Origin of the sequence: Actibacterium mucosum KCTC 23349 (assembly GCF_000647975.1) — a bacterium.
Classification (GTDB): Bacteria; Pseudomonadota; Alphaproteobacteria; order Rhodobacterales; family Rhodobacteraceae; genus Actibacterium; species Actibacterium mucosum.
Window position 1 is genome coordinate 505,913 of record NZ_JFKE01000002.1, and the last position, 24,895, is coordinate 530,807.

At 60.3% G+C, this 24,895-nt stretch carries 27 protein-coding genes; 13 read left to right on the forward strand and 14 right to left on the reverse strand.

The genetic code is table 11. The annotated features are described in order from the left end of the window. Positions 1 to 104 precede the first annotated feature (104 nt). Genes ACMU_RS05895 through ACMU_RS05915 form a run of 5 tightly spaced genes read left to right on the forward strand, consistent with a single transcriptional unit; the run spans position 105 to position 3,513 of the window. On the forward strand, positions 105 to 536 hold the full coding sequence (locus ACMU_RS05895) for a c-type cytochrome (RefSeq protein WP_035257139.1): 432 nt from the start codon (positions 105 to 107) through the stop codon (positions 534 to 536). A 10-nt stretch (positions 537 to 546) separates the two neighbouring features. Further along, entirely contained in the window at positions 547 to 888 is a 342-nt protein-coding gene (locus ACMU_RS05900; protein WP_035257142.1) for a copper resistance CopC family protein, read from the forward strand. A gap of 2 nt (positions 889 to 890) precedes the next feature. Further along, positions 891 to 1,757, forward strand: coding sequence for a copper resistance D family protein (locus ACMU_RS05905; protein WP_035257144.1), 867 nt, complete (start codon positions 891 to 893; stop codon positions 1,755 to 1,757). Between the two features lie 8 nt (positions 1,758 to 1,765). Next, positions 1,766 to 3,085 carry a multicopper oxidase family protein gene (locus tag ACMU_RS05910; protein WP_035257147.1) on the forward strand — a complete coding sequence of 440 codons (1,320 nt, stop codon included), beginning with the start codon at positions 1,766 to 1,768 and terminating at the stop codon, positions 3,083 to 3,085. Continuing rightward, a complete protein-coding gene (locus tag ACMU_RS05915; RefSeq protein WP_035257150.1) occupies positions 3,082 to 3,513 on the forward strand; it encodes a c-type cytochrome in 432 nt (143 codons plus the stop codon). Before ACMU_RS05910 ends, ACMU_RS05915 begins: the two co-directional genes overlap by 4 nt. On the opposite strand, the gene ACMU_RS05920 is transcribed toward ACMU_RS05915, so the two are convergent. Then, positions 3,510 to 4,100 (reverse strand): Crp/Fnr family transcriptional regulator, encoded by a 591-nt coding sequence (locus ACMU_RS05920; protein WP_081805403.1) that lies wholly within the window; start codon positions 4,098 to 4,100, stop codon positions 3,510 to 3,512. The genes ACMU_RS05915 and ACMU_RS05920 overlap by 4 nt on opposite strands. Positions 4,101 to 4,175: 75 nt before the next feature. On the opposite strand from ACMU_RS05920, the gene ACMU_RS05925 reads away from it, so the two are divergent. After that, a complete protein-coding gene (locus ACMU_RS05925) occupies positions 4,176 to 4,703 on the forward strand; it encodes a hypothetical protein (protein WP_035257152.1) in 528 nt (175 codons plus the stop codon). Between the two features lie 132 nt (positions 4,704 to 4,835). Here the strand turns inward: ACMU_RS05925 and ACMU_RS05930 are convergent, their stop codons facing one another. Both ACMU_RS05930 and hemB read right to left on the reverse strand, forming a co-directional pair. Then, entirely contained in the window at positions 4,836 to 5,252 is a 417-nt protein-coding gene (locus tag ACMU_RS05930; RefSeq protein ID WP_035257155.1) for a GFA family protein, read from the reverse strand. Positions 5,253 to 5,379: 127 nt separating this feature from the next. Then, entirely contained in the window at positions 5,380 to 6,381 is a 1,002-nt protein-coding gene (gene hemB / locus ACMU_RS05935; protein ID WP_035257157.1) for a porphobilinogen synthase, read from the reverse strand. 84 nt (positions 6,382 to 6,465) lie between these two features. Between hemB and ACMU_RS05940 the strand changes: the two genes are divergently transcribed. Both ACMU_RS05940 and mfd read left to right on the forward strand, forming a co-directional pair. After that, positions 6,466 to 6,993: a hypothetical protein gene (locus ACMU_RS05940; protein ID WP_035257607.1), complete on the forward strand. Its 528-nt coding sequence runs from the start codon at positions 6,466 to 6,468 to the stop codon at positions 6,991 to 6,993. Between the two features lie 31 nt (positions 6,994 to 7,024). Continuing rightward, positions 7,025 to 10,489 (forward strand): transcription-repair coupling factor, encoded by a 3,465-nt coding sequence (gene mfd, locus ACMU_RS05945; RefSeq protein ID WP_035257159.1) that lies wholly within the window; start codon positions 7,025 to 7,027, stop codon positions 10,487 to 10,489. On the opposite strand, the gene ACMU_RS05950 is transcribed toward mfd, so the two are convergent. The 6 genes from ACMU_RS05950 to ACMU_RS05970 form a co-directional block, all read right to left on the reverse strand. Continuing rightward, positions 10,486 to 11,688 (reverse strand): MFS transporter, encoded by a 1,203-nt coding sequence (locus ACMU_RS05950; RefSeq protein ID WP_035257162.1) that lies wholly within the window; start codon positions 11,686 to 11,688, stop codon positions 10,486 to 10,488. The two genes, mfd and ACMU_RS05950, sit on opposite strands and share 4 nt — an antisense overlap. 87 nt (positions 11,689 to 11,775) lie before the next feature. Then, positions 11,776 to 12,426 carry a DsbA family oxidoreductase gene (locus ACMU_RS05955; protein ID WP_152544524.1) on the reverse strand — a complete coding sequence of 217 codons (651 nt, stop codon included), beginning with the start codon at positions 12,424 to 12,426 and terminating at the stop codon, positions 11,776 to 11,778. Then, positions 12,426 to 13,913: a class I adenylate-forming enzyme family protein gene (locus ACMU_RS05960; RefSeq protein WP_035257166.1), complete on the reverse strand. Its 1,488-nt coding sequence runs from the start codon at positions 13,911 to 13,913 to the stop codon at positions 12,426 to 12,428. The genes ACMU_RS05955 and ACMU_RS05960 overlap by 1 nt, the downstream gene beginning before the upstream one ends. After that, positions 13,906 to 14,556: an aquaporin gene (locus ACMU_RS05965; protein WP_035257610.1), complete on the reverse strand. Its 651-nt coding sequence runs from the start codon at positions 14,554 to 14,556 to the stop codon at positions 13,906 to 13,908. The genes ACMU_RS05960 and ACMU_RS05965 overlap by 8 nt, the downstream gene beginning before the upstream one ends. 69 nt (positions 14,557 to 14,625) lie before the next feature. Next, complete coding sequence (locus ACMU_RS19620) at positions 14,626 to 14,739, reverse strand: entericidin, EcnA/B family (protein WP_201769871.1); 114 nt, start codon at positions 14,737 to 14,739, stop codon at positions 14,626 to 14,628. After that, entirely contained in the window at positions 14,740 to 16,560 is a 1,821-nt protein-coding gene (locus tag ACMU_RS05970; RefSeq protein WP_035257167.1) for an extracellular solute-binding protein, read from the reverse strand. It lies immediately after the preceding gene. A gap of 335 nt (positions 16,561 to 16,895) precedes the next feature. Here ACMU_RS05970 and ACMU_RS05975 point away from each other — a divergent pair, with 335 nt between their 5' ends. From ACMU_RS05975 to ACMU_RS05985, 3 genes are read left to right on the forward strand one after another with little or no spacing between them, the layout of a single operon-like run. Continuing rightward, complete coding sequence (locus tag ACMU_RS05975; protein ID WP_035257169.1) at positions 16,896 to 17,669, forward strand: 3-hydroxybutyrate dehydrogenase; 774 nt, start codon at positions 16,896 to 16,898, stop codon at positions 17,667 to 17,669. Next, on the forward strand, positions 17,666 to 18,001 hold the full coding sequence (locus ACMU_RS05980) for a pentapeptide repeat-containing protein (protein ID WP_051588021.1): 336 nt from the start codon (positions 17,666 to 17,668) through the stop codon (positions 17,999 to 18,001). The genes ACMU_RS05975 and ACMU_RS05980 overlap by 4 nt, the downstream gene beginning before the upstream one ends. Then, a complete protein-coding gene (locus ACMU_RS05985) occupies positions 17,994 to 19,034 on the forward strand; it encodes a patatin-like phospholipase family protein (protein ID WP_035257170.1) in 1,041 nt (346 codons plus the stop codon). Before ACMU_RS05980 ends, ACMU_RS05985 begins: the two co-directional genes overlap by 8 nt. A gap of 32 nt (positions 19,035 to 19,066) precedes the next feature. Here ACMU_RS05985 and ACMU_RS05990 read toward each other — a convergent pair whose 3' ends face one another. The 5 genes from ACMU_RS05990 to ACMU_RS06010 all read right to left on the reverse strand — a co-directional run bounded on the left by ACMU_RS05990 (position 19,067) and on the right by ACMU_RS06010 (position 22,684). Further along, entirely contained in the window at positions 19,067 to 19,678 is a 612-nt protein-coding gene (locus tag ACMU_RS05990; RefSeq protein WP_152544526.1) for a LysE/ArgO family amino acid transporter, read from the reverse strand. An 8-nt stretch (positions 19,679 to 19,686) separates the two neighbouring features. Then, positions 19,687 to 20,439, reverse strand: a complete 753-nt coding sequence (locus tag ACMU_RS05995; RefSeq protein ID WP_407636989.1) for a DUF502 domain-containing protein — start codon at positions 20,437 to 20,439, stop codon at positions 19,687 to 19,689. Between the two features lie 71 nt (positions 20,440 to 20,510). Then, on the reverse strand, positions 20,511 to 21,413 hold the full coding sequence (locus ACMU_RS06000; protein WP_035257172.1) for a pseudouridine-5'-phosphate glycosidase: 903 nt from the start codon (positions 21,411 to 21,413) through the stop codon (positions 20,511 to 20,513). Next, complete coding sequence (locus ACMU_RS06005) at positions 21,410 to 22,306, reverse strand: PfkB family carbohydrate kinase (protein ID WP_035257173.1); 897 nt, start codon at positions 22,304 to 22,306, stop codon at positions 21,410 to 21,412. Before ACMU_RS06005 ends, ACMU_RS06000 begins: the two co-directional genes overlap by 4 nt. 42 nt (positions 22,307 to 22,348) lie before the next feature. Further along, entirely contained in the window at positions 22,349 to 22,684 is a 336-nt protein-coding gene (locus ACMU_RS06010; protein ID WP_035257617.1) for a cupin domain-containing protein, read from the reverse strand. 219 nt (positions 22,685 to 22,903) lie between these two features. Here ACMU_RS06010 and rpsB point away from each other — a divergent pair, with 219 nt between their 5' ends. Further along, positions 22,904 to 23,713 carry a 30S ribosomal protein S2 gene (gene rpsB / locus ACMU_RS06015; protein ID WP_035257176.1) on the forward strand — a complete coding sequence of 270 codons (810 nt, stop codon included), beginning with the start codon at positions 22,904 to 22,906 and terminating at the stop codon, positions 23,711 to 23,713. A gap of 85 nt (positions 23,714 to 23,798) precedes the next feature. Then, positions 23,799 to 24,674, forward strand: coding sequence for a translation elongation factor Ts (tsf, locus tag ACMU_RS06020; protein WP_035257179.1), 876 nt, complete (start codon positions 23,799 to 23,801; stop codon positions 24,672 to 24,674). Positions 24,675 to 24,895: the final 221 nt, after the last annotated feature.

The following is a 24,895-nucleotide window of genomic DNA, read 5'->3' on the forward strand; positions in this document are numbered from 1 at the left end:
ACCTTTGAAACAGGTTTCCGTCGCCGTTCACGGTTGTGAACGCGTTTTGATGTGCCGCGACGCGCTTGCGGCTTGCCCCTGTTTCACATGGTTAGGATTACCACATGAACCGAAACTATCTCCTAGTTGGCGCATGCGCCGTCGCAGCCGCTGCTGCTTACATCTTATTACGCCCCGCACCTGCCAATGATGTCGTGAATTCTGCACCGCCCGAAGGTAGCGCAATGGTTGCAATCCAGATGCCTCCGATCGACGGAAATGCCGCTATCGGGCAGCGCATATTCGAAAACGCTTGCGTCGCATGTCACGGCATCAACGCCGTTGGCGTTGAAGGATCGGGACCGCCGCTGATCCATGTTATCTATGAACCCAGCCATCATGCCGACGAATCCTTTCAGCGTGCGGTCGCGGTGGGCGTCAGAAGCCACCACTGGCGATTTGGCGACATGCCGCCGGTTGAGGGCCTGACCCGTGGCGATGTCGCCATGGTCATCGCCTACATCCGCGAAATTCAGCGCGCTAATGGAATTAACTGAGGAACATCCAATGAAAAAACTTGCTACACTTGCACTGGTTTCGACCCTTGCCACCGGTGCTTTTGCGCATTCCCGTGTGGACACCACGACGCCTGAGAACGGCGCAGTGATTGCCGACGTTCCCACCGAAATCAGCTTTAACTTCGCTGCCGATATCCGCCTGACGCGGGTGGACATGACCCATCAGGATCATCCCTCGGTAAGGCTTGATCTTGGAGACCAGACCAGCTTTGACCGCGTGTTCACGCTCCCGCTTCAAGGCATGGGGGAAGGCACCTATCGTATTGAATGGCGGGGCTTGGGGGTGGACGGGCACGCCATGCAGGGCGCGTTCACGTTCACGGTGGACTGAGCATGCTGGACATCTGGGGAATAGCGGCGATCCTCGCGAAGCTGATGCTATATATCGGCCTTGCCGGATCAGTCGGGCTTGTGATCATTCGAACCGCCTTTGCCGATCTGGTGTCGCCTGTGAGCGATAGGATACGCACAAGGGAAGCGCTGTTTGCAGCGTTTGCGCTTGTTGCCGCTATCCTTGGCTTCATGTTGCGTGGTGCCGCCCTGACGGGCGGGGCCGATGGTATGACCGATCCAGAAATGCTGGGTCTGCTGTGGCAGACACCGGTTGGCGATGTTCTGGTTTATCGGGTCGCTGGTACAGTGCTGATCATCATTGGAGTATTCACACCCCTTGTTGGCCAATGGATCGCGCTTGCCGGGGGAGTGATCGCCCTGTGGTCATTTACTCAAATCGGGCATGTCCCCGAGTTGGAGACAACCGGTGTCCGCTTGCTCTTGCTCCTGCACCTTCTGGGCATCGCATTCTGGATCGGCATCCTTGGCCCGCTTCGAACCTTGTCGCGACGGCCAGAGCACCTCACCAGCGCAGCCACCTTGGGGCATCGCTTTGGGCAAGCCGCTTCGTTGATTGTTCCCGGATTGATCTTGGCGGGATTACTGATGGCTTGGCTGTTGCTGGGCGATCTGCGAGCGCTGGTGGTAACCGGCTATGGGCAAACCCTTCTGATCAAGCTGGTGCTTGTCGGCGCGGTCCTGACGCTGGCCGCCGCAAACAAACTCCGTTTCGTCCCCGCTATGCAGGCTGGGGACGACAACGCCGCGCGCCATCTGGCGCGTTCTATCGAAATTGAAACTGCGGTCATTCTGGTGGTGCTTGCGGCCACCGCAACGCTCACCAGCGTTTTGACCCTACCGAGTTGAGGTATCCCATGAACAGGCGAGACTTCCTGATCACAACAAGCGCGGCGACTTTGTTCCCGCGCATCGCACTTGCATCGGCACCCATGGAGTTGGTTGCACAGCCGGTCACTGCACAAATCCTTCCCGAAGGCGAGCCAGCAACTCCGATGCTCGGCTTCAACGGCGGCACACCCGGCCCAGTGCTTCGCGCCCGTCAGGGCGACGCATTTGATATTCGGTTCCTGAACCAGAGTGGTGAAGGCTCGGCGGTGCATTGGCATGGCCTGCGCATCGACAATGCGATGGATGGCGTGCCGGGGATGACCCAAGAGGTTGTCGAAGCGGGCGATGGATTCGAATACCGCTTTCGTGCCCCAGATGCGGGGACATTCTGGTATCACTCGCACAACCGATCATGGGAACAGGTTGCCAAGGGCCTTTATGGTCCGCTGATCGTTGAGGAGCCGACGCCACCCGATGTGGATCATGATCTGATCATCATGATTGATGACTGGCGCATGACCGAAGATGGCACGCTCGCAGATGGCTTCGAAAACATGCACGATCAGGCGCATCAAGGGCGTCTTGGCAACTTTGCCCGTGCGCTTGTTGAACCGGTCACGCAAGTCCGTCGCGGTGATCGTTTGCGTCTGCGGCTGATCAACGTCGCGACAGATCGGATATTCCCGGTAGAGCTTGAAGGCGTTGAAGGCAAAGTGGTTGCCTTGGACGGCATGCCGCTTGTGACTCCACAGGAAATGTCCGGCCTCATCCTCGCCCCGGCCCAACGCGCGGATATTATAGCCGATGTTACCTCAGCCACCTCAGCGAGCTTTGTCTTCCCGACGCGAGACGGCCCATACCTGCTGGGTGAAATCCCGGTTGAAGGGGCGAATACCACGCGACAACCATCGGAGATTTCCGTGCTGACACCAAACGAGATAGCGTCGCCTGACATGGACAACGCGGTTTCCCTGACCCTTACCATGGAAGGCGGAGCGATGAGCCGCCGTATGATGCAAGGCATGATGGGCGGCGATATTTGGGCGTTCAACGGCCAATCCGGTCTGACGGACACCCCGCTTCACAGCTTTGAACGCGGGAAAACCGCGCGCATTCGTTTGGTGAATGACACCCGTTTCCCGCATGGCATTCATTTGCACGGGCATCATTTCTTTGAGGTCGGGGCTGACGGTAATCTGGGCGCTTTGCGCGACACCACACTTGTGGACGCGGATGAAACCCGCGACATCGTTTGCGTGTTCGGCAACCCCGGCAGATGGCTGCTGCACTGTCACATGCTGGGTCATCAGGCGGCGGGGATGAAGACATGGGTGGAGGTCGCATGAAACGCTTTCTGATCCTCGCAGCATGTAGCCTCGCGACGGGCGCAATCGCCGGACACGAACTGGACGACCGAGATTTGACCAACGGTCAGTCCCTCTACGTCGAACATTGTGCGTCTTGTCATGGGGCCAATCTTGAAGGGCAACCTGACTGGCGCATGCCTAATGAAAACGGCGTTTTGCCTGCACCGCCCCATGATGAGACCGGACACACGTGGCACCACGACAATCAGCTACTCTTCGAATACACCCAGCTTGGTGGCGAAGAAGCGCTGGCAGCGCGCGGAGTAACCGGCTTTGCAAGCGGCATGCCGGGGTTTGGCGGCGCGCTTACCGACTACGATATTTGGGATATTCTGGCTTATATCCGTTCAACTTGGCCGGAGCGGGTTCAGGAAATGCAAGCCGGTCGCAATCCACCTCATGACTAAGAATGGCGGTCTTCTCTCTGAGGCGTGGGTGCATAGCTCCCACGCCCGGTTTTGACCAGTAATCCTTGATCGGACAGGTCTTTTAGTGCCCGATAACAGGCTTCTTTGGTCAATCCAATCTGGCTGGCAAACTGCGTGACCGATCCATTCAGCTTGCCCAAGGCCACTGCCAGAAGAACCCGTTCATTTGCGGATTTTATGGCGTGCAGTGTCAATAGCTGGCGGTAGTCCTGGACCTGAATTGCCAATCTTTTTGTGATCCCTTCGGAAAACGCTGTGTCCTCGCGCAGGCGCAACAGAACGTCCTGTTTCGAAATCCGAACAACCTCGGACGGCGCGGAACAAATTGCGTCGCAGTGATAGTGATCCGAATAGATGGATGCCTCGGCAAACAGGTCGCCAGCCCGCGCGTTGTGGATCGTGACGGCATTTCCGGATTCTGTCAGTCGGGTAAGGCAGACGTTGCCCGACTTGACGAAGAAAATTCCCATCGTCGGATCACCCTGCCGGAACACATGGTCGCCCTGGGCGCAACGCAGGCGTGACAGAGAGTTTACGTCCAACGCGTCGAACGGAGGTGGTAACATGTGATTTCAATCATAATCTGTTTCACCTCCGGGGTGTACCAAATCACCAATCCCAATTGCAAGAATGGACATCTCATGATCAGATCAACGCTCTGCGCCATCGTCGCGCTTTCGGCATTTCCTGCCGCCGCGCAACATGCCCACAATAGCTCAGGCGGACCGGTTGAGACGGGGCAGTCCGCCTTCGCCGCTATCGCTGAAATCGTCCAAATTCTGTCCGACGATCCAGACACCGATTGGAGCAAGGTCAACATTCAAGCATTGCGCGATCACCTTGTAGATATGGAGTTGGTCACGACAGAGGCGAACGTTCGGACGCAAAGTGAAGGCCGGATCGTCGAATTCAACGTTACCGGCGAAGGCGATGTAGCTGATGCCATTGGACGCATGGTACTCGCGCATTCACCCATGCTGGAAATGGCATCCGAATGGACAGTGACCGCCGAACCGTCCACGAATGGAGCGGCCATGCGCATCGAAGTCGATACCGATCCGGAGTTTGCCCGCGTCCTCGGCCTAGGGTTCTTCGGGATCATGACAATCGGCGCGCACCATCAGGCACACCACTTGCAGATGGCGATGGGCACAGATCCGCACCACTGATACCTTGTCGAAAAGCCGTCGTTCGTACTTGCGCAGCGAATTCACCCTTCGTCCGCTCCTTACCTGTTCAGGCACGGCGCAGCGAATATCAGCTTCCGACTGATGTCGGCAAGAACAGCGACATTAGAAAAATCAGGCAGGCATTCCATCTGCTTTCGGAAGATTGGGGTCCATCTTATCCCACGGCTGTGCGCTGCTGACGTAAATGTCACGGCTTGGCGTGTACCAGCTCGGATCATCCAGGCTCCCCGCAAACAGGATCATAGCCCCTTCACTTGCCTTGTTGATCAGGAACAGCGGAGACCCACAGTCAGAACAGAAGCCGCGAAGCATGGCATGGCCGCGATCAGCTCGGCGCTCGAACCACTTCGGTTCCCCTTTTTCGAGCTTGAAATCTGCCTGTTTCACCAGGACAGCCGGAAAATATGCACTTCCAGTTGCCTGCTGGCAATCACGGCAATGGCAATTCCCCATGTAGCGGGCGACACCTTCGGACCTGTATCGAATTGCTCCGCAAGCGCATCCACCGGTGAACTGTTCTGGCAACATAAGTATTCCTCCCAAGTGTACCTTAGGAAAGTGAACTTATTTCGCAACACCCTTAAGGTCCTGCATGGCTTTACTGGGAAAACGGTCCTTGGATCATCGGCGGTCAAGGGCAGGTTTGTCCGCAAACCTACCCGCCCAACATCTCGGCCACCCGCGGGGCGAAATAGGTCAGGACACCGTCGCAGCCGGCGCGTTTGAAGGCGGTCAGGCTTTCCAGCATCACCTTGTCGCCGTCCAGCCAGCCGTTTTGCGCCGCCGCCATCAGCATCGCGTATTCGCCCGAGACCTGGTAGGCGAAGGTGGGCACGCCGAACGTGTCTTTGACGCGCCGGGCGATGTCCAGATAGGGCATGCCGGGTTTGACCATCACCATGTCGGCGCCTTCCTGCAGGTCGCGTTCGACCAGTCGCAGGGCCTCGTCGGAATTGGCGGGGTCCATCTGATAGGTGGCCTTGTCGCCTTTGAAATTGCCGCCCCCCGCGCCAACCGCGTCGCGGAATGGCCCGTAGAAGGCCGAGGCGTATTTGGCGGTGTAGCTCATGATCGTCACGTTGCTGTGACCTGCGCCTTCGAGCGCCGAACGGATCGCGCCGATGCGGCCATCCATCATGTCCGAGGGGCCCAGGATATCAGCCCCGGCCTCCGCCTGCGCCAGCCCCATTTTCACCAGCGCCTCGACCGTTTCGTCATTGATGATCTCGCCATCGCGGACATAGCCGTCATGGCCGGTGGTCGAATAGGGGTCCAGCGCGATGTCGGTCATCACCGCGATGTCGGGGGCTGCGGCCTTGATGGCGCGGATCGTGCGATTGACCAGGTTGTCGGGGTTCCAGGCCTCGGCGCAATCGTCGGATTTCTGCGCGGCGGTGGAGTAGGGGAAGAGACAAATGGCCGGGATGCCCAGCGCCTGGGCATCCACCGCGGCCGCGACGGCCTTGTCAAGGCTCAGCCGGTTCACGCCGGGCAGCGAGGCCACGGGTTCCACCACGCCATCGCCATCGCGAATGAAAATCGGCCAGATCAGGTCCTGCACGCTGAACCGGGTTTCGCGCACGAGGTCGCGCAAGGCGGCAGAGCTGCGATTTCGGCGCAGGCGCGCGGCGGGAAACGGGGCAACAGTTGGGCGCATTTTCAATCTCAGGCTTGTTTTCCTTTGGGTGGCATGGTTTTGCGAGTATCTCAAGACAAAGAATCGCAAAGACGGGGGCGTATCTTGAACTGGACTCAGAGCGTATTCGAACTGATCGATATGCGCTCGTTCTCGAACCTGTGGTTCTGGATCGCGCTGGCCGTTCTGTGGTCCAGCACATCGCATTGGGTTGTGGGTGTGCCGTGGGATCTTATCCAACGCGCCGCGCGCAAGGGTGGTCAGGCGATGGAAGACATGCAGGATCTGACGCGTATCAATATCAACCGCATCCTTTACATCACCGATGTTTCGGGGCTGTGGCTGATGACCTTTGCCTGTTTTGCCATTACGACGCTGGGGGTCTTGGGCTTTTACTACCAGATCGAGTTTGGCCAGGCCTTGTTCCTGCTTGGCCTGCCCATGTCGATCGTTGGCCTGCTGACGATCCGGACGGCGCGCAAGATTCGGGCAAAAGAACTGGCTGGTGATGCCTTGGTGCGGTGTTTCCGTTTGCACCGGATTGCCATTCAGATCGTCGCCATGATCTCGATCTTTATCACCGGTTTCTGGGGCATGTACCAAAACGTAACCGTCGGCGCCCTGGGCGGTTGACAGCGACGTTGTGACGCGTATCTGACATCTCATGCAATCCCCATCGCATATCTTGACCGGCGGCGCGCCCGAAGGGTTTGACGCACGTCTTCTGGCCGCCGAAATGACCCGCAGCGGCAAGGCCGTGGTGCATGTGGCGCGCGACGACAAGCGGCTGGCGGCCATGCAGGCCGCATTGGCGTTTTTTGCCCCCGATGCGGTGGTTCTGACCTATCCGGGCTGGGATTGCCTGCCCTATGACCGCGTGTCGCCCAATGCCGAGGTTTCGGCGGCGCGGATGGCGACGCTGGCCGGGTTGGCGCATGGGGTGCCGGGGCCGTTCATCCTGTTGACCACCTTGTCGGCGGCCACGCAGCGGGTGCCGGCGCGCGCGTTGCTGCGTGAGGCGGCTTTTTCGGCGCAGGTGGATCAGCGCATTGACGAGCGCGAGCTGCGCGCGTTTCTGGTGCGCATGGGCTTTACCCAGACCCCAACGGTGATGGAGCCCGGCGATTATGCGGTGCGCGGCGGCATCATCGACATCTTTCCGCCCGGGCAGTCGGGGCCGGTGCGGCTGGACCTGTTTGGTGACGTGCTGGACGGCGCACGGCGGTTTGACCCAGCCACGCAGCGAACGCTGGAAAAGTTGAACCTGGTCGAGCTGGCGCCGGTGTCCGAGGTGATCTTGGACGAGGCCGCGGTGACCCGGTTCCGCCAGAACTATCGCATCGAATTTGGCGCCGCGGGCACCGATGACCCGCTGTACGAGGCGATCAGTGCGGGGCGCAAGCATCAGGGCGCCGAACACTGGCTGCCGTTTTTCCATGACCGGCTGGAAACGCTGTTCGACTATCTGCCCGAGGCGTCGGTTTACCTCGACGATCAGCTGACGCCCGCGCGCCTGTCGCGGTGGGAGACCATCGCCGATCAATATGACAGCCGCCGCGAGGCGATGACCGCCAAGGGGCGGCTGGACAGCGTGTATAAACCGTGCCCGCCCGACGCACTGTATCTGAACGATGCCGCCTGGGAACGCGCGGTGGCCGATCACCGCGTGGTGCAGCTGAGCCCGCTGCCCAGCGCCTCGGGCCCCGGTGTGGTGGATGCGGGCGGGCGGATCGGCCGCAATTTCGCACCGGAACGCCAACAGGAACAAATCAGCCTTTTCAGCGCCTTGTCGGACCATATTCGCGCAAAGCTTGAGGATGGCCCCGTGGTTGTCGCCTCGTATTCCGAGGGCGCGCGCGAACGTCTGCAGGGGCTCTTGGAGGACGAGGGCCTGACCCGCGCCACATTGGTGGACGACATGCGCGGGGTGCAAAACGGCCTGTCGCTGGTTGTCTGGGCGCTGGAACACGGGTTTCAGGGGCCGGGGCTGACGGTGGTCTCGGAACAGGATGTTCTGGGGGATCGCCTGATCCGCGCGCCCAAGAAACGCCGCCGGGCCGAGAACTTCCTGACCGAGACGCAGTCGCTCAGCCCGGGCGATCTGGTGGTGCATGTTGAACATGGCGTGGGCCGCTATAAGGGGTTAGAGACGATCACGGCCGCCGGCGCGCCGCATGAATGCCTGTCGCTGGAATATGCCGGTGGGGACCGGCTGTTCCTGCCGGTGGAAAACATCGAACTGCTCAGCCGCTATGGCCATGACGAGGGGCTGCTGGACAAGCTGGGCGGCGGTGCATGGCAGGCCAAGAAGGCCAAGCTGAAGGAACGCATCCGCCAGATCGCCGATCAGCTGATCCGTATCGCTGCCGAACGCGCCCTGCGCAGCGCCCCGGTGATGGAACCAAACCCGCAGATGTGGGAGGCCTTCTGCGCCCGCTTTCCCTATCAGGAAACCGACGATCAGCTGAAGGCGATCGAGGATGTTCTTGGCGATCTTTCGCTTGGCTCGCCGATGGACAGGCTGATCTGCGGTGATGTGGGCTTTGGCAAGACCGAAGTAGCGATGCGCGCCGCCTTTATCGCGGCGCTCAGCGGCGTGCAGGTGGCAGTGATTGCGCCCACCACGTTGCTGGCGCGCCAACACGCCGCCAGTTTCCGCGAGCGGTTTCGCGGTTTTCCGGTCAATGTCCGCCATCTCAGCCGCTTTGTCAGCGGCACCGAGGCCACAAATACCCGCGCCGGGCTGGCCGACGGCACGGTGGATATCTGCATTGGTACCCACGCGCTGTTGGCCAAAAACGTCAGGTTTCAGAATCTCGGCCTGTTGATCATCGACGAGGAACAGAAGTTTGGCGTGACGCATAAAGAGCGGCTGAAACAGCTGCGCTCGGACGTGCATGTGCTGACGCTGACCGCCACGCCGATCCCGCGCACGCTGCAAATGTCGCTGACCGGGGTGCGCGACCTGTCGATCATCGGCACCCCGCCGGTTGACCGTCTGTCGATTCGCACCTACGTGTCCGAGTTCGATGGCGTCACCCTGCGCGAGGCGTTGCTGCGCGAACATTACCGCGGCGGGCAAAGCTTTTACGTGGTGCCCCGCATCGCCGATCTGCCCGAGATCGAGGAGTTTCTGCGCGACCACGTGCCCGAGGTTACATTTGTCGTGGCCCATGGCCAGATGGCGGCGGGCGAGCTGGATGACCGCATGAACGCGTTTTATGACGGAAAATATGACGTTCTGCTGGCCACCACGATTGTGGAATCCGGTCTGGACATCCCCACGGCCAACACGATGGTGGTGCATCGGGCCGACATGTTTGGCCTTAGCCAGCTATACCAGATCCGCGGGCGCGTGGGCCGGTCCAAGACCCGCGCCTATGCCTATCTGACAACCAAGCCCCGCGCGCCGCTGACCGACACGGCGCAGAAACGTTTGCGAGTGCTGGGCAGCCTCGACAGCCTGGGTGCCGGGTTCTCGCTGGCCAGCCAGGATCTGGACATTCGCGGTGCCGGCAACCTGGTGGGCGAGGAACAATCGGGCCATGTGCGCGAAGTTGGGTTCGAGCTGTACCAATCCATGCTGGAAGAGGCGATCGCCAAGATCAAATCCGGCGAGTTGGAGGGGCTCAGCGATGCCGACGACCAATGGGCGCCGCAGATCAATCTGGGCGTGCCGGTCCTGATCCCCGAAGATTACGTGCCCGATCTGGACGTGCGCCTTGGCCTCTATCGCCGCCTGTCGGGCCTGTCGACCAAGGTGGAGCTGGAAGGTTTTGCCGCCGAGCTGATCGACCGGTTCGGCAAGCTGCCGTCCGAAGTGAACACGCTGATGCTGGTGGTGCGCATCAAGGCCATGTGCAAACGCGCCGGCATTGCCAAACTGGATGGCGGGCCCAAGGGCGCGACGATCCAGTTCCACAATGACAAGTTTGCCTCGCCCAAGGGGTTGGTGGAGTTCATTCAGGCGCAGAACGGGCTGGCCAAGGTTCGCGACAACAAGATTGTGCTGCGCCGCGACTGGTCAAAAACCAGCGACAAGATCAAAGGCGCCTTTGCCATTGCCCGCGACCTTGCCGAGAAACTGCGCGACCAGAAAAAGGCCGCCGCCAAAACCGCAAAATCCTAGCGCGGCATCGCCAACATCAGCAGGTTTGCACAACCAATGGCCAGGAACACGCCCAGCGCCAGTGGCATCAATGTGCCGTCGAATTGTTGGCTGACCGGCCCGGCCAACGTCACGGCGCCGATTGTGGACACAGCCCCAACGATAGAGGCGGCCAAACCGGCAATATGACCCAAAGGCTCCATTGCCAAAGCGTTCAGATTGCCAATTGTCAGGCCAATCATCGAAAAGACCGACACAGCCCAGAACATGAAGACCGGGAAGCCGACCACCGGATCGTCCAAAAGCCCAAGGATCAGAGCGCAGAGTACCAGGGTCGAGATGACCAGTTGCACAAAGATCGACAATTTCACCAAGGCACGCATACCGACCCGCACAACAACCCGCGCATTCAGAAGGCTGAAACAGCCGGATATCAGCGCCATACCCATGAACCACAACGGAAAGCTGTCGGCACGATCAAAGATTTGGTCCATCGTCTGCTGGATGGTCGAGATCATCATGAAAAGGGTCGAGAATACAAAGGTCTGCACGGCAATGGCCAGCACGACAGACTTGATCGAGAAGACCTCGATCACACCGCTCCGGATCATGGCACCGGTGATTGGCCGGCGATTTTCTGGTGGCAGCGTTTCGGGCTGACGCAACGAGTACCAAATGGCACCGAACGCAGAAAACAGCATGAAAGCGGCAAAGATGCCGCGCCATCCGGTGAAATCCATGATGATGGCCCCAGCCAGCGGCGCCATGGCCGGTACGATGGTGAACACCATCATGACAAAGGACATGATCCGGGCCATCTCGCGGCCCGCATAAATGTCGCGCACCACGGCGAGGATGGCCACGCGCGGGCCGGACGAGCCCAACCCCTGCACGAAACGGGCCACCAACAACAGCTCCAGCGACTGCGCCAACCACGCCGCAATGGCCCCGACGATGTAAAGGATCGCACCGCCTTGAACCACAACCCGGCGGCCCAGCATATCTGAAAGCGGGCCGGTAAAGAACGTGCCCAGCCCCATGCCAAACACGAAGGAATGAATAACCAACGCCGCGCGGTTGGGGTTGTCAGCACTGAGAACCCCGCCGATTTCCGGCAGGGCGGGCAACATGGCGTCGATGGAAAAGGCAATCGTGGCGAAGATACTGGCCGTCATGGCCACGAATTCCGCCTGATGCAGCTTGCGATGCGCAGGGGGCATGGAAATCTCGGGAAATAGAATTCAACCTGACGGTGATGCACTTAATGCGGGCCAAAGGCCAGCAATTTTTTCGACCAGCCGGTTAAATTAGTGGACCGGGTTGTCACCCGCCGCGGCCATCAGCTCTTCGATGACCTTTTCCCACAACTCGGGCGGTTGGGCGCCGGGCAAGACATGTTGCTGTGCCACAAGGAAGGTGGGCACGCCCGTTACGCCGCGCTCACGTGCGTGGGCGTCGCGGTCGCGGATATCCTGTGCATCGGCATCCCCTTCCAGCAGGCGGCGGACGGTGTCGCCATCCATCTCGGCAGTTTCGGCGATTTGCACCAGAACGTCGGTGTCGCCGATATCCAGGCCTTTTTCGAAATAGGCCTCGAACAGCAGCGTCACTATGCGGGTCTGGCGGTTTTCGATCCCGGCCCAGTGGATCAGGCGATGCGCGTTCAGCGTGTTTGGCGTGCGGTCGATGGCGCCGAGGTTCAGCATCAGCCCCGCCGCCTCGGCCGCCTCGGCGATGCGGCCGTAAACGCGCACGGCGTTTTCCTTGCCGCCGAACTTGGTTTCCAGATAGGTGCGCCGGTCCATGCCGCGGCTGCGCATCTCGGGGTTCAGCTGAAACGGATGCCATTCGATCACGAACGGGTGGTTGGGATGCTTGGCCAACGCCTTGTCCAGCTGCGTCTTGCCGATATAGCACCACGGGCAGATCGGGTCAGAAAGAATATCCAGTTTGATCATCAGCTTGCCGTCCATTCTTCGCGCAGTTTCTTGCGGCTGAGTTTTCCGTTGCCGCCCTTTGGCAAGGTGGCCACATGCCGGTAAAGGCGCGGCTGTTTGTATTTGGCCAACAGGGGTTCGGCAAATGACTTAAGCGTGTCTTCGGCCGTTTCAACGCCTTCATAGAACAAGGCGATGACCGTTGCGCCGGGTTTTACCTCGATATCCACGGCGGCACATACCGCGATGTTGGGATGGGTGCCAAGCGCGGCCTCTACATCCATGGGCGACACGCGGAAGCCACCGGCGTTCAGCAAATCATCGTTGCGGCCCTGATAAGTCACTGCGCCGTCTTGTGCGATCGACACCATGTCACCGGTCAAAAACCAGTTGCCTTGAAACTTTTCTTCCGTTGCTTCGGGCGCGTTCCAATAGCGCAGCATCAGGCCCGGATCGTCCCGGCGGATCGCCAACTGACCGGCCTCGTCCGCGGCAACCGGTTTCAGGGCACTGTCTAACGCAGCGATCACCCGGCCCGGCTGTGCATAGCCCGAGCTACCTTCAGGGGCGGGGCGGGACGGGCTGGATGACACGAAGGTTGAGCATTCGGACATGCCCAAGGCTTCATAGATCTTGGTGCCCGTCGCCTCTGCCCATTGATCCGCAACGCCCGGCGGCAGCTTTTCACCGGCCGATAATCCGTGCCGCAAGCGCGGCAATGGTGGCACCGGCGTTTTCAGCACCTGCCGATAAACCCCCGGCGCGGCGGCGAAGATCGTGGCGTCATAGCGCTTCAACAACAGCGGCAATTGCGTTGCTGTGACGTCTGGCCCCGGTATCAACGCGGTTGCACCGATGGCCCAGGGGTCCATCAACCCGGTGCCCAGTGTATAGGTCCAGTTGAACGCGCCAGCGTGCAACAGGCGATCGGCCATAGTCAACCCGTACCAGCCCGTCCACATCATCCGCCGCGCCCAAACGGCGCGATGGGCGTGCAACACGCCGCGCGGCGTGCCGCCGGTGCCCGAGGTAAAGATCAGATAGGCCGGGCGGTTCGGGTCACCCAACTCGAAAGTGGCAGGGGTGTTGGTGAACCCATCGCGCAGCGCCTCGACGCGCATTACCGGCGTGTCGCCATCTGGCAGATCAATTCCGGCCGCGGCAATGACCAGCGCCGGTTCGACCTGTACCGCCATCTTGGTGACCTCGGCCGTTGTCAACATGGCCGAGGTCGGCACTGGCAGTGCGCCAATGGTGATGGCGGCCAGAAAGGCGATGGGAAATTCCACCGAATTGCCCAGACGCAGCATCACCCGATCGCCCGGCTTGACCCCGTGTTCGGTCAACGTGGTGGCCGCCCCCAGCACCGCGTCCCGCAGCGCGCCATAGCGCCAGCGCTCTGCACCGGTTGGCGTCACAATCGCCAGTGCCAGTTTGTCGGGCTGCGCCCCCGCCTGGCCCAGAACGTATTGGGCCATGTTGAACGGAGTGGGGCAGGGGTCAGTCATTCGCGAAAAGGCGGGGCAGGGTATACGCGCCGATGACGGCGCCGATCAATTGCATGGCGATAAAGCCCGGCGCGTGGGTTGGCAGGATACCGGCGAAGGTATCGGTCAGACTGCGGGCGATGGTCACGGCGGGGTTGGCGAAACTGGTGGATGCGGTGAACCAGTAGGCCCCGGTGATATAGATCGCCACCAGAGCGGCTACCTGACCGGGCGCCTTGGCGATGCCGCCAAATATCGCGAAAAGCAGGCCCAGCGTGGCCAGAACCTCGGCAAACCATTGCGCGCTGCCGGAGCGCTCGGTGGTCGATAGTTGCAGGATTGGCAGATCAAACATGCCATGCGCGGCCCAAACCCCAAGAATGCCCCCGGCCACCTGTGCACAAACGAATAAGACGGCCTGTTGCGGCTTGCATTCGCCCCGCAATGTAAAGGCCAGCGTCACCGCCGGGTTGAAATGTGCGCCCGAGACCGGGCCCAGCGTGGTAATCAGCACATAGAGCATACACCCCGTGGCAATGGCATTGGCCAACAGCGCCACGCCCGTATTGCCGCCCGAAAGCGCCTCGGCCATGATGCCCGACCCCACGACAGAGATCAGCAACATCGCCGTGCCAATAAACTCTGCCCAAATTTTTTGCTGCATCTTCAACGAACCCTTGCCCAAGAAAAAGGGCGCCATGCTGGGCGCCCCGTTTGATTGTTCCGTGCCCCCTCAGAGGGCGTCGCGCACCGTGCGGGCCCCGGCCGAGATATCCTCGCCGATCCCCTCGACCGTGCTGCAGCCTGTCAGGGCCAACAGGGCCAGTGCCCCAAGCAAAACGCGCATCTAGTCCTCCGCATACCACCAGACATCCGGCTGGAAACCGATCCAGTCACCATAGGCCGGGATTGTGTCCGGATAGTGCAGTTCCTTGGCGTGGGCAAGGGTCGAAACCGGGCTGAACCAGACCGGGATCACGTAGCGCCCGGTGGTCAGGATCCGGTCCAGCGCGTGCACGGCGGCCAGGAAATCGTCGTGGCTGGCGGCGTTCAGCATTTCGTTGATCATGGCCTCGGCGGCGGGTGAGTTCATGCCCATCCGGTTGCGCGACCCCGGCTCGGTCACGCCATCGGCGCCCCAATAACGGTATTGCTCGTTGCCCGGGCTCAGCGACAGGCCCCAAGCGTAATAGATCATGTCATAGTCATACTCTTCGGTCCTGGCCTTGTATTCGGCGCCGTCGACTTTGACGATGGTGGCCGCGATGCCCAGCCGTTTCAGCGCCTCCACATAGATATCCATGGTCTTCTCGGTCTCGCCGGAACCAACACTCAGCAATATCTCGAACGCAAAGTCCTTGCCATCGGCATTGCGTAGAACGCCGTCATCACCGATGGTCCAGCCAGCGTCGGACAACAGGCCAATGGCCTTGCGCAGGTTGCGGCGGTTATCCAGACCGCCATCCGAAACGGGCAGGGCATAGCCATCCAACGCGCCGGGCAGCAATTCGCCGGCAAAGGGCTCCAGGAATTCACGCACGCGGCCTTCGGCGGGACCATCCGACATACCCAGAACCGAGTTCGAGAAATAAGATGCCACGCGGGGCTGGCCATCGGCATTGATGGCCTTGCTGATGAATTCATAGTTGAACGCGTGAATCAGGGCCGAACGGACGCGCCAATCGGCAAAGATTTCGCGCCGGGTGTTGAACACATAGCCACGCATCCCGGACGGGCGCGCGTGTTTAATCTCGGATTTCACCACGTCGCCGTCGCGAATGGCCGGAAAGTCAAAGCTGGTGGCCCATTTCGCCGCATTGGTCTCGCGATGCGAGGTTAGGATACCGGCCTTGAAGGCCTCGAACATCGCGTCGCCATCGGCAAAGAACTCCATCCGCACCGTATCGATATTGTTGGTGCCGCGGCGAAACCCGATATCGTTGCCCCAGTAATCGGGATTGCGGGTCAGTTCCACGAACCGGCCGGCCTTGAATTCGGTGATCACGTAGGGCGCTGACGAGATTGGAATATTATCGGTGCCGCTTTCGTCGAACGGCACGCTGTCCCACTGCGCCTTTTTCAGGATCGGGCGCATGCCCATGATCAGCGCCAGCTCGCGGTCATCGACGTTAAAGGTGAATTTCACGCTGCGCGGGCCGGTCTGCTCGGCGCTGGCTACTTTCGACCAGGTGCCGCGATAACGCGGGTGGCCAATTGTGCCCAGGGTCTCATAGCTCCACAGAACATCTTCGACGGTGACGGGTGTGCCATCCGAGAACTTGGCCTCTTCGCGCAGGGTGAATTCCACCCATTCGCGATTCGGTCCGGTCTCAATCGATTCGGCCAAAAGACCGTAAAGCGTGAAGGGTTCGTCATAGCTGCGGCCCATCAGGCTTTCATAAGCCAGGAACCGCAATTGCCACGGAACACGACCTTTGGAGATGTGCGGGTTCAGGCTGTCGAAGCTGCCGGTTTCGCCGGTAACGATCTTTCCACCCTTTGGTGCATCGGGGTTTGCATAAGGCAAAGACACAAAATCCGGTGGCAATGCCGGTTCGCCATACATAGCAATGCCATGCTTGGGTTCGGCGTTTGCCTGAACCCCGCTCAGAATCACTGCCAACGCTGCGCCGGCATTTCGCCAAGAGGTGAAATAATCTGGTCTCATATCTGAAACAATCCCTCGGATCCCTGTTTTCGTTACTCCTCAGCGTAGGCGGGTGATCCAAGCTTTTCAAACTTTTAGCTTGGATGCCGGCAACCTTTTGCGTATAAGAGGGGCACTGCTCGATAGGTTTCTTGCCTGTATGAAACCTGCCTCAATAACTTAACGCCGGCTTCGTGCCGGCGTTTTTTTTGGGCATCTGGCGAACGCGCACCCTGATCACTTTTCCGCAAGAATCACCCGCAAAGAAACTTGCACTCGCATTCTGAAACCACATCTCTATGCTGCAGCTGCGAAGTGATTGGACCCGGCAACCGGGTGAGGGAGAAGGGCAAGACATGTCGTTGAATGGAAAGACCGCCGTCATCACGGGATCGAACTCGGGCATCGGGTTGGGCGTTGCGCGCGAACTGGCCAAGGCTGGCGCGAATGTCGTTTTGAACTCGTTCACCGACCGCGACGAAGACCACGCTCTGGCGGCCGAGATCGCCACCGAATTTGGCGTCGAGGCGCGATATATCAAGGCCGATATGTCCAAAGGCGACGAGTGCCGCGCGCTGATCGAAAAGGCCGGTGTTTGCGACATCCTTGTGAACAACGCGGGCATTCAGAATGTCGACCCGATCGACACCTTCCCGACCGAGAAATGGGACGCCATCATCGCGATCAACATGAACTCGGCCTTTCACACCACCGCCGCCGCGCTGCCGCTGATGCGGGCCGCGGGCTGGGGCCGGGTGGTCAATATCGCCTCGGCGCACGGGCTGACGGCGTCGCCCTTCAAATCGGCCTACGTGGCCGCCAAGCACGGCGTTGTGGGCATGACCAAGGTTGTGGCGCTGGAAACCGCCGAGGAACCGATCACCGCCAACGCCGTTTGCCCCGGCTACGTGCTGACCCCGCTGGTCGAGGCGCAGATCCCCGACACGATGAAAGAATACGACATGGACCGCGAGACGGTGGTGCGCGACGTGCTGCTGGCGCGCCAGCCGTCCAAGGAATTCGCAACGGTCGAGCAGCTGGGCGGCACTTGCATCTTCCTGTGCTCGGACGCCGCCGCGCAGATCACCGGCACAACGATCAGTGTCGATGGCGGATGGACCGCGCTATGAGCGAAGACGCAAAGCGTGATGTGCTGAACATCGACAACATGTTTCTGTGCGGTTCGACCTTTTCGCGCGTCAGCCTGAAAGGGGCGGCCATCACGGACAGCCACCTGATGGATGCAAAACTGGATGACGTGAATGCCAAGGGGCTGGTGGTGAACAATGCCAACCTGTCGAACGCCGCGTTCCACGACGTGAATATGTCCGGGGTCACCATCGATGCGGCTAATCTGGCCGGGCTGGCGATCACGCGGGCCAATGTCACGGACATGACGATCGATGGGATCAAGGTGACCGACCTGCTGGATGCCTACAAGTCCTCAAACGGCGATGGCTGAGCGCAAAAAGATCAACCTGGCCCTGCAGGGTGGGGGCGCACATGGCGCCTTTACCTGGGGGGTGCTGGATCGGCTGTTGCAGGAACCCGAGCTGGAGATTGCCGGGCTGTCCGGCACTTCGGCCGGCGCGATGAACGGCGCAGCCGTGAAAAGCGGCCTGATCAAGGGTGGGCCGGATTTGGCGCGCGAGCTGCTGGATTGGCTTTGGGGGGAAATCGGGGCCATCGACAATGACGCGTTGATGGAATTCATGCGTTTATGGGCCCCGCCGACCGCCGCCATTTCTCACATGATCGAACATTCGCCGGGTTTTCAATTCGCGGATCTTCTCAGCCGCATGTCCAGCCCCTATTTCGCTGGATCTTTGCACTACAACCCGTTGGAAAAGATCGTAAAAGAGCTTTATTGTGAAACGCTGTGCTCCACTCAGGGGCCGGACTTTTCCATCGGGGCCACCAATGTGCGTACTGGCAAGATCAAGGTTTTTCGCGAAGGTGATATCACCATTGATGCGATCCTCGCGTCGGCCTGCCTGCCGACCCTTTATCAAGCCATTGAAATCGACGACCCCGAAACCGGCCGGACCGAGGCGTACTGGGATGGCGGTTACACCGGCAACCCGGCGCTGTTCCCTCTGTTCGAGCCGCATTTGCCCGACGACATCGTTATCGTGAATATCAACCCCCTGCATCGCGAGGCGTTGCCGGTCACACCGCAGCAGATTCAGAACAGGATCAACGAGATCAGTTTCAACTCGTCGCTTCTGCGAGAGCTTAGGGCGATCAATTTCGTCAAAGAGCTGTTGGCAGACGGGCGGTTGGCGCCGGGCACGATGAAGAACGTGCTGATCCACATGATTGCCGATGACGACCTTATGAATGACCTGTCAGTAGCCACCAAAATGGTGCCGACGCCCTTGGTGATCCATGACATGCACGCCGCCGGAATACGCGCGGCTGATCGGTTCCTGCGGGGTGATATCGACAATGTCGGCCAGCGCGACTCGATTGATCTGCACGAGATGTTTTCGTAGGCGCCAGACAAACAGGTCGTCTGTGCGCTATGTCAGATCAGCGGCCAGATCAGTTTGGCCGCGATCAGCCACATCACCACGCCAATGCCCGCGTCCAGCCGCCGCCATGTCGCGACACTTTGCATGACAGGGCCCAACAGCCGCGCGCCGTATCCCAGCGCGAAGAAAAAGGTGAACGAGGCGCAAATGGCCGCAATGCCAAAAACCCATTTCTGCGGCCCCGGTTCAAACCCCGTACTTACCGCGCCCACAAGGCCCAGCGTATCCAGGTAGACGTGGGGATTCAGCCATGTGAAGGCCGCGCAGGTGGCAAGGGCAGGGATCAACGCCATGGATTTGCCTTCCAGTACCATTGCATAATCCCCCACCCATGCAGCGCGAAACCGCATCGCGCCATATACGATCAGAAACGCCGCACCGCCCAGGCTCATGACAAGGGGCAGCCACGGCGCGGCCTCGACCATTGCACCAAAACCCGCGACTCCGGCGGCAATCAACACCGCGTCACTGACCGCACAGAAAAGGCAAATGGCAAATACATGCGCCCGCAACAGCCCCTGACGCAGAACAAAGGCGTTCTGCGCACCAATTGCCAGGATCAGGGAAAAGGCCGTGAAATAGCCCGTGACCGCTGCACCAATCATGGGGGTGGTTATTCCGCCGCCTGCGCAGCAGGCGTATTGTTGGGATAAACCAACCCCGCCGAGATCACCAGTTTCGCGGCATCTTCCACGGACATGTCCAGCGGGATTACATCGCGTTCCGGGAAGAACAGCAAAAAGCCCGATGTTGGGTTGGGCGTGGTCGGCACAAAGACCGAAATCAGGTGATCGCCCGGCGCTCCGCCTTTGTCGCGCACCTCGCCCTTGGCATCGGTCGAGATAAACCCGATGGCCCAGATACCCTCGCGCGGATACTGGATCAGACAGGCTTTTTCGAATGACGTATCCGCCTGGTTGAACACCGTCTCGGCGATCTGTTTGACGCCGCTATAGATAGAGCGCACAACCGGAATGCCTTGGACAACGCTTTCGGCAAATCGCAGCAGCGAGCGGCCCATATAGCCCTTGGCGGTCCAGCCAACCAACAGCGTGAAGATCAGGAAGACAACCACGCCAATGCCGCGGATCGACGTGGGCGATACCACGCCGTCGGGACCGGGCTGAAACTCGATCCCCAGCCAATTGCGGATCAGGATGTCCGGCTGAAACTGGTCTGGAACCAACGGCAGGACAAATCCGTCGATCCAGCCCACAACGGTCCAGATCAACCAGATCGTCAGACCGATCGGCGCAATCACAACCAATCCGGTCAGGAACGAACTGCGCAACCAGCCCAGCAAACTGCCGCGGCGCTTGGGCTCAGGGTGCTCTTGTTCGAACATGTTATGTGGACCTTGCGTCATCTTGATGGCTATGTAGACCGCGCGCCGGGGTTAAACAATATCCGCACCACCTACTGGGTGAATTTCGTGGGTCATTTGGTTAATTCTTGGGCAATCTCCGCGGCCAGTCGGGCGTTGTTCAGAACAAGCTCGATGTTGGACGCCAATGACCGGCCCTCGGTCAGCTCGAAAATGCGTTGCAGCAGAAAGGGCGTTACGTCCTTTGCGGCGATGCCTTGCGCGTCAGCCTCGGCCAGCGCGGTTTCGATGATCGGGTTGATTTCGGCGGCCGGGATCTCTGCTGATACCGGGATCGGATTGGCGACGACCTGACCACCGTCCAGCCCCATGGCAGCACGCGTTTTGTGCGCCGCGGCGATCTGGGCGGCGCTGTCGGCGCGCAGCGGCACAGGCAGGTCCGAGCCGCGCGACCAGAAGGCAGGCAGACTGTCGCAGCCATAGCCAATGACCGGCGCGCCCAATGTTTCCAGAACTTCCAGCGTTTTCGGAAGGTCCAAGATGGCCTTGGCACCTGCGCAGACCACCGTGACCGGCGTCAGGGAAAATTCGCGCAGGTCCGCCGAGATGTCAAAACTGTCCTCGGCCCCGCGATGCACCCCGCCAATGCCGCCCGTAGCAAACACCGAAATCCCGGCCAGATGCGCGCAGATCATCGTGGCAGCCACGGTTGTAGCGCCAGTGGCACCTTGCGCCACACAGACCGCGATGTCGGCGCGGCTGACCTTCATCACGTCCTTGGCTTGTGCCAATTCGGACAGTTGGTCATCGGTCAGCCCGACGCAGACATCGCCGTTCAGCACCGCAATCGTGGCGGGAACCGCACCCTTGGCACGCACCTGAGCCTCGACCTTGCGGGCGGTTTCCAGGTTCTGCGGATAGGGCATGCCGTGGGTGATGATCGTGCTTTCTAGCGCCACAAGGGCACGGCCCTGGGCGCGGGCCTCGGCAACCTCGGGCGAAAGAGTCAGGTTCATTGCGGGTGTTCTCCGGTCACGTAACGCGCGGCGGCCTCAAGGGCGGTATCCAGCGCTTGGGTGTCGTCTTCGCCGCGCAGTTCGGCGGCAATATGGGCGGCCATGAACGTGTCACCGGCACCGGTAACACGCGTCACCATGACCGCACGCGGCGTGCGCGTCAGGGTCTTGTCCTGCGTGGCCAGCGTGGCGGGGTTTCCGCCATCGGTCACCAGAACCCGCGCCGCGCCCCGCGCGATCAGCGCGTCTGCCGCCTTGGCCGAGCTTTCGAAACGGTCCAGACAGATCAACTCGGCCTCGCCCCGGTTCAGATAGATCGTCGCGCGAGGATGGTCCAGCAGCGGCACCAGTCGTTCCGCCTTGCCGGGCGAGGCGGGGGCAACGCGCAGATCGGCGGCAGCAAATACCGGGCTTTGGGCAATGTCGCGCAACAACGCTGTGGTCAGATTGCCATCCAGCGCGATGGCCCCGTCATACGGCGCCGCGGCACTGCCCAATCTGCCATCTTCCAGTGGGGTCAGGATCTTGGCGCCGGCGGCCTCAAGCGAATGGGCGTCGGCAATGGCCGCGATCAGGCCATTGGCCCCCTCGACGGCCATGTATCGGTCGGTCGGCAGATCGTCCGAGCGATAAAGGTAATCCGTCACCAGCCCCAGCCGCCGGGTTTCGGCCACCAATTCGTCCCCCTCGGCATCGCGGCCCACGGCACTCAGCACTGCCGGGATCAGGCCAAACCGGCGCAGGGTCATGGCAATGTTCATCGCCACGCCACCAGGAATGCGGATGATCCGACCCGGCACGTCCGAGCCGATATCCAGCGGCGTCGTGGCGCGCCCGATCACGTCCCACAGGACCGATCCGATCGCCAGAATGTCTGGTTTCGTCTGGTTCATACCGCCTATTAGGCGCGCGCCATCGGATGATGCAAGGCCAGATCAACCCTTAAGCGGATAGCGGTCGGGCTCTTCAAACACGTCGATCACCTTCAAGCCTGCCGGCGCGACTGCGGAATGCTCGACACCTGAGGGGATGTTGTAGCTTTCGCCGGGACGATAGATGCGGGTTTCCCCACCAATGGTCAGCGTCAATTCGCCTTCCAGCACGGTGCCCCACTGGCCCTTGTGCGAATGTGGTGGCAATTCCATGGCCTTGTGAAAAACAAAAAACACCGCCATGCCATGCGCCCCCTTGATTGCATAAGCTTCGACCACGTCAGGCGGAAACGGGATATCCAAAAGCGGCTGGTTGGTGATGAATTCGGGCAGGTCCATGGGCATTCTCCGTTGCTGGTGCCACATTGGCAGCGCCGAAACAGAAATCAAGCGCCATCCGTGGGGCAGGGGGTTGCATCCCCTGCATCAATGGCGTAAACGCGCGGCACTTCACAGGCGAAGCTTGGGCCGATGGGAGAGACATCCCCTGACGTCCGCCGGTTGGGACCCGTTCCCTGATGGCTTCGCCCAGGCGCAAACCGGAAAAGGATATTGGACATGGCGCTCCCTGAATTCTCGATTCGCCAGCTGTTGGAAGCTGGTGTTCACTTTGGTCACCAGACCCAACGCTGGAACCCCCGCATGGGCGAGTTCATCTATGGCGAACGCAACGGCATCCACATCATGGACCTGACGCAGACCGTTCCCATGCTGGACGCGGCCCTGAATGCTGTACGCGAAGTTGCTGCCCGTGGCGGCCGCATCCTGTTCGTTGGCACCAAGCGTCAGGCGCAAAGCCCGATTGCCGATGCAGCTGAGCGTTGCGCGCAATACTACATGAACCACCGCTGGCTGGGTGGCACGCTGACCAACTGGAAAACTGTTTCGCAGTCGATCCAGCGTCTGAAAGCCATTGACGAACAGCTGGAATCGGGCGCCGAAGGCCTGACCAAGAAAGAGCGTCTGGGCATGGAGCGTGAGCAGGCGAAACTGCAGGCCTCGCTGGGCGGCATCCGCGAAATGGGCGGCGTACCGGACCTGCTGTTCGTGATCGACGTTAAAAAAGAAGACCTGGCCATCGCCGAAGCCAAGAAACTGGGCATCCCGGTTGTGGCCGTCGTTGACACCAACTGTTCGCCGGATGGTGTGGATTTCATCATCCCGGGCAACGATGACGCGTCGCGCGCCATTGGTCTTTACTGTGATCTGGCCAGCCGCGCTGCGCTGGACGGTATGTCGGCACAGCTGGACGCCGCTGGCGTTGATCTGGGCGAGTTTGAAGAAGCTCCGCTGGAAGAGGTTCTGGTTGCCGAAGAAGGTGAAGCCGCTGCTGAAGGCGAAGCTGCCGAGGCACCTGCCGAGGCCTGATCGCCTCGCTGTCACAGAATTGATACCGGCTGCGGATAGGTCCGCGGCTGGGATACCCGTTTAGACCCGTTTGAGGAGAGCCAAGATGGCAATCACCGCAGCTATGGTGAAAGAACTGCGCGACAGCACCGGCGCAGGCATGATGGACGCAAAGAAAGCGCTGACCGAGACCGATGGCGACATGGAAGCCGCCGTTGACTGGCTGCGCACCAAAGGCCTGGCCAAGGCTGCCAAGAAATCGGGCCGCACCGCTGCCGAGGGCCTGGTGGCCGTCGCTGTTGATGGCGGCAAAGGTGTTGCTGTCGAGGTGAACTCGGAAACTGACTTCGTTGGCAAAAACGCCGAGTTCCAGGAAATGGTTTCTGGCTTTGCCACTGTTGCCCTGGGCGTGTCGGATGTGGAAGGTCTGGCCGCTGCCGATCTGAATGGCAAATCGGTTGCCGACACCCTGACCGACAAGATCGCCACCATCGGCGAGAACATGACCCTGCGCCGCATGGCGTCGGTTGAGGGCGCGCAGGTTGTGTCCTACGTGCACAACGCTGCTGCCGCTGGCATGGGCAAGATCGGCGTGCTGGTTGCGCTGTCGGGCGAAAACGAAGCCTTCGGCAAACAGGTTGCTATGCACATTGCCGCAACCAACCCTGCCGCGCTGAGCGAAGCTGACCTGGACCCGGCCGTGGTCGAGAAAGAGCGTCAGGTTCAGATCGACATCGCCAAGGAATCGGGCAAGCCCGAGGCCGTGATCGAGAAGATGATTGTTGGCCGGATGAAGAAATTCGCCGCCGAGATCACGCTGCTGAACCAGGCCTTCGTGGTGAACCCCGACCTGACCGTTGGCAAAGCCGCCGAAGAGGCTGGCGTTGAAGTGAGCGGTTTCGTGCGCCTTGAAGTGGGCGAGGGGATCGAGAAGAAAGAAGAAGATTTCGCAGCAGAAGTTGCCAAGGCAGCTCAGGGCTAATCAGCCCCGGCGACATCGTTGAAAAACAGAAAACGGTGCGGAGAAATCCGCACCGTTTTCCTTTTGTGTCAGTTTTCACTGGGGATGAGGAACAGACACGAAACAGGCGCCAGCACATCGATTGAATATAAACCGACGGGCTGGCATTCCGGATAACCGGACAAAAGCCTCATGATCGAAATTACGACCTATCCGCTTCTGGTAAGTTCCCAGGCCAACGC